The organism is Pseudoalteromonas sp. S1727 (assembly GCF_005886375.1).
GTDB lineage: Bacteria > Pseudomonadota > Gammaproteobacteria > Enterobacterales > Alteromonadaceae > Pseudoalteromonas > Pseudoalteromonas haloplanktis.
The window spans coordinates 1-4,349 of record NZ_PNDT01000122.1 but is presented as its reverse complement, the minus strand read 5'-3'; the positions used below and the strand labels follow the sequence as shown (position 1 = coordinate 4,349).

Genomic DNA, 4,349 nt, shown 5'->3' with positions numbered 1-4,349 from the left:
GATCGCAGTAGAGAATTCCTGCGTTACGAAGGTAACATTGAACCTAAAATATAAAATCTAAAATCTAAAATCTAACATCTAACATCTAACATCTAAAACCTAAAACCTAAAACCTAAAACCTAAAATCTAAAATCTAAAATCTAACATCTAACATCTAACATCTAACATCTAACATCTAAAACCTATCCCTATGCTAGATCTGGTGGTTGAAACTGGTAGACTCGGGCTATTAATGATTAAACGGTACAAAAATGAAAACTAAAAAACATTACCTAAGTTTAGTGGTTCTGGCGGGGGGGGTGGGCTCTCGTTTTGGTGGTAATAAACAAATAGCAGAAATCGAAGGGCTTGGCTGTACTATTATGGAGCTTAGTATTGCTGATGCGGTTACTGCTGGGGTTACTCAAGTTGTATTAGTGATCAACCAAGCTGTGCGAAACGAAATAGAGCAAGTGATTCTACCGCGTTTACCTGCGGGGGTTGATGTTGTTTTGGTGGAGCAGAGAATTGATTTAGTACCTGAGCAATACCAAAATTTAGTGCAACAACGAGAAAAACCGTGGGGTACGGGGCATGCGTTATTGTGCGCTAAAGAATATATTCATAATCCTGCTATTGTCATTACCGCTGATGATTATTATGGCGCGTCTTCATTTACTTTACTTGCTGATCATTTTAAAAATTCCAGTAGCTGGGCGATGGTTGGGTATCCAATCATTGACACGTTATCAGCACAAGGTGGTGTAAACCGTGGCGTTTGCCAAGTTGAAAATAATCAATTAAGAGATGTTGTTGAGTATTTAAATATACAAATTGAGCAAGGGCACATAATGGGTGATAATCCACACGGAAAGCGTGAGAGAATCGCTTTAGATGCTTTGGGATCAATGAGTTTTTGGGGCATTACACCTGTACTTTTTGATGCGCTTGAAGTTGGCTTTACGGAGTTTCTGCAAAAATATGACAACGGTGTCAAAATGGAGTATTATTTACCAGATCAAATTCAACATGTGATCACATCTAATCAACAAAAAGTTACTATTTATACTGCACAAGAGTCTTGGTATGGAGTAACTTATAAATCAGAATTACAGGATGTTACAGGTAAATTATATGAACTACGTCACGGATGAGTTAGCCCCGATCATGCCTTTTCCTGGGCACAATAATAGCGAAGTAAGTATGAAGTCAAATTCCCTTGCGGTTTACTTGTCTGAAAGTTTTGGCCTTGGCAATGAAAAAGTCAGCATGAAACCAATTGGTAGTGGTCATATCAATACCACTATGTTGTTAACTGCACCTAAAAAATCTTTAGTCGTGCAAAAGTTAAATACAGAGGTTTTTCCTGAGCCTGACATGCTGGTAAAAAATGCCCGTTTAATCGAGCAGCATTTAACTAAAAAGCGCCAGTCGGGTGATTATGATTTAGCCATTATTCGTCATGTTCCTACTGTTGAAGATGGGTATTTAGTTGATTGTGATAATGGCGTTTGGCGTGCACTCGAATTTATTGGCGGCAGTTACAGTGAAGATGTTGTGCTAAACACTTCGCAAGCGCAAACTGCGGCCAATGCATTTGGTCAATTTGCTGTTGCATTAGAAGACTTTGATGCCAAGCAATTGCATCATGTTATTCCTGATTTTCATAACTTAGCGATGCGAGCCGAAAAACTTAAAGCAGTGGTTGCTAATGACCCTGTTAATCGTTTAGCTAGTTGCCAAGCAGAAGTTGATTTTTGTATGGCGCAGTTTGGGTTAATTGATGAGCTAAAATCGTTAGCTGGTAATGTGCCTGTTAGACCTTGCCATAATGATACTAAAATCAATAATATGCTGTTCTGTAATAAGTCACATGATGCCAAGGCGGTGATTGATTTAGACACATGTATGCCAGGTTACTGGCTGTATGATTTTGGTGATATGGTGCGAACTTTTTGCTCGCCAGAGCAAGAAGACTCAACCAATTTAGACAATGTGTGTGTTCGCGAAGAAATTTTTGAAGCCGTGGTTAAAGGTTATGTTGAGCCTTTAAAAGATTTAATTACCGAGCAAGAAAAACAGAGTTTTTGGTTAGGTACTAAAGTGATGACCTTTATGATTGGTCTGCGCTTTTTAACTGATTACATTGATGGCGATCACTATTTTTCAATTAAGCATGCTAACCATAACTTAGAGCGAGCACAGAATCAGTTTGCTTTATATCGTGATATTCTTGCCAAAAAAAGCACACTTAAAGCTATTTTAAGAGATGTGTAATAAAGGTTAAAGGCGCTAGGAGCTAGGGAAGTGACTAGGGGCTAGGTGTCTTGGCTTTTGTGGGAACAAGCTTTAGCCGTGATTGTTTTTGGTTATGTGTTAAAGCTCATCGGCGCTAAAGCGCTCTCCTACAATCATTAAAGATTTTAGAGTTAGGGAAGTGACTAGGGGCTAGGATTCGTAGCTCGCAGCCCGTTACCCGCAGCCCGTGACTTTTATTCTCGGTGGTGAATATAAACCTGCGCGAGGTAAACTCGCGCCTACGGATTTGCACCGATGTTTGGGTTATTGTAGGCGCGGCTTTATGCCGCGCGGTTAAGGGTAATTCTAACCCCTTCTTTTATTATGTTATCTATCCTCATCTACTTTACCTGTTACCCTATTTTAGGTAAGTTGCAGTGAAGTAAATCCAGGGATAATTATAAAATGAAGCAAATTAATCGTCGCGATTTTTTAAAAGCAGCCAGCGCGGCTGCGGCTGCCAGTGTGGTGGCAGGCTGTGCAGGTAATACTAATTCTGCAGCTATAACTCCGAAACAACAAGGCCGTTCAGTAATTGGCTTGATTGCGCCAAAAATGGATGTAGTACGGGTTGGCTTTATTGGTGTAGGCCAACGAGGTTTTGGCCATGTAAAACGCATGAGTCATATTGCTGGTACTGAGATCAAAGCGATTTGTGACACGCATAACGAAGTATTAGAACAGTCCGCAAAGTATCTCACCGATAAAGGGTTAGCAAAGCCTGCTTTGTATACTGGGTCAGATAACGCTTACCAACAAATGCTTGATCGTGACGATATTGATATTGTCATTATTTCCACTCCGTGGGCATGGCATGCGCCAATGGCGATAGATACTATGAATAGCGGTAAACATGCGTTTGTTGAAGTGCCGCTAGCATTAACCGTTGCAGAAATGTGGCAAATTGTTGATACCGCAGAGCGCACCCAAAAGAACTGCATGATGATGGAAAACGTCAATTATGGTCGTGATGAGCTAATGGTTTTGAATATGGTTCGCCAAGGTGTATTTGGTGAATTACTGCATGGCGAAGCGGCGTATATTCATGAGTTACGCTGGCAAATGAAAGAGATTGAGCATAAAACCGGCTCTTGGCGTACCGCTTGGCATGCAAAACGAGATGGTAACTTGTATCCTACCCATGGCTTAGGGCCTGTGTCGCAGTATATGAATATCAATCGCGGTGACCGTTTTGACTTTTTGACCTCAATGAGCTCACCTGCTTTGGGGCGCAGCGCTTATGCAAAAAAAGAGTTTCCAGCCGAGCATCAGCGTAATCAACTTAATTATATTGCTGGTGATATGAACACGACGCTAATCAAAACCGTTAAAGGTCGCAGTATTATGGTGCAGCATGATACAACTACGCCTCGACCTTACTCTCGCCATAATTTAATTCAGGGCACTAATGGGGTATTTGCTGGATTCCCAAATCGTATTGCACTAGAAGACGGTGGCTCAAAAAGCTTCCATGAGTGGGATTACGAAATGGCTGATTGGTATAAAAAGTACGACCATCCCTTGTGGATAAAAATGGGTGAAGAAGCGCAGCGTAACGGCGGCCATGGTGGCATGGACTTTTTAATGTTTTGGCGAATGATTTATTGTTTACGCAATGGCGAAGCGCTCGATCAAGATGTATACGATGGCGCCGCGTGGTCTGTAATATCACCGCTTTCAGCAGAGTCAGTGAGTAACCGCAGCGCATCGATTGATATTCCTGATTTTACCCGTGGCGCGTGGCAAAATGCCAAGCCGTTGGGGGTTGTGGGTTAAAAAATTAAAGGGGGAAGGGACGAGGTTCTAGGGAAGTGACTAGGGGCTAGGATCCATAGCTCGCAGCCCGTGGCTTTTCTTCTAGGGGTGAACATAAACCTGCGCGAGGTAAACTCGCGCCTACGGGTTTGCACCGGTGTTTGGGTTATTGTAGGCGTGGCTTTATGCCGTGCGGTGTAAAGATTCATGGCTAAAGCCATTTCCTACGTTACGATGTTAACCTTGAACCTTGAACCTTGAACCTAAAATCTAAAATCTAAAATCTAAAATCTAATCTCTAACATCTAACATCTAA

3 protein-coding genes are annotated in these 4,349 nt (G+C 41.8%); all 3 read left to right on the top strand.

Features of this window, described 5'->3' with window-relative positions; all coding sequences use genetic code 11:
* Positions 1-252 precede the first annotated feature (252 nt).
* The 3 genes from CWB85_RS20140 to CWB85_RS20130 all read left to right on the top strand — a co-directional run bounded on the left by CWB85_RS20140 (position 253) and on the right by CWB85_RS20130 (position 4,054).
* The gene (locus CWB85_RS20140) at positions 253-1,134 is read left to right on the top strand and encodes an NTP transferase domain-containing protein (protein WP_138555860.1); all 882 of its coding nucleotides are present in this window, start codon (positions 253-255) and stop codon (positions 1,132-1,134) included.
* Positions 1,135-1,183: 49 nt separating this feature from the next.
* Positions 1,184-2,257, top strand: coding sequence for a phosphotransferase enzyme family protein (locus CWB85_RS20135; protein ID WP_029216254.1), 1,074 nt, complete (start codon positions 1,184-1,186; stop codon positions 2,255-2,257).
* A 426-nt stretch (positions 2,258-2,683) separates the two neighbouring features.
* Positions 2,684-4,054 (top strand): Gfo/Idh/MocA family protein, encoded by a 1,371-nt coding sequence (locus tag CWB85_RS20130; protein WP_138555859.1) that lies wholly within the window; start codon positions 2,684-2,686, stop codon positions 4,052-4,054.
* Positions 4,055-4,349 lie beyond the last annotated feature (295 nt).

Excerpts from the sequence above, each read along its gene's own strand:
- CWB85_RS20135 (WP_029216254.1), top strand. The coding sequence starts at position 1,184 with ATGAAGTCAAATTCCCTTGCGGTTTACTTGTCTGAAAGTTTTGGCCTT.
- CWB85_RS20140 (WP_138555860.1), top strand. The coding sequence starts at position 253 with ATGAAAACTAAAAAACATTACCTAAGTTTAGTGGTTCTGGCGGGGGGG.
- CWB85_RS20130 (WP_138555859.1), top strand. The coding sequence starts at position 2,684 with ATGAAGCAAATTAATCGTCGCGATTTTTTAAAAGCAGCCAGCGCGGCT.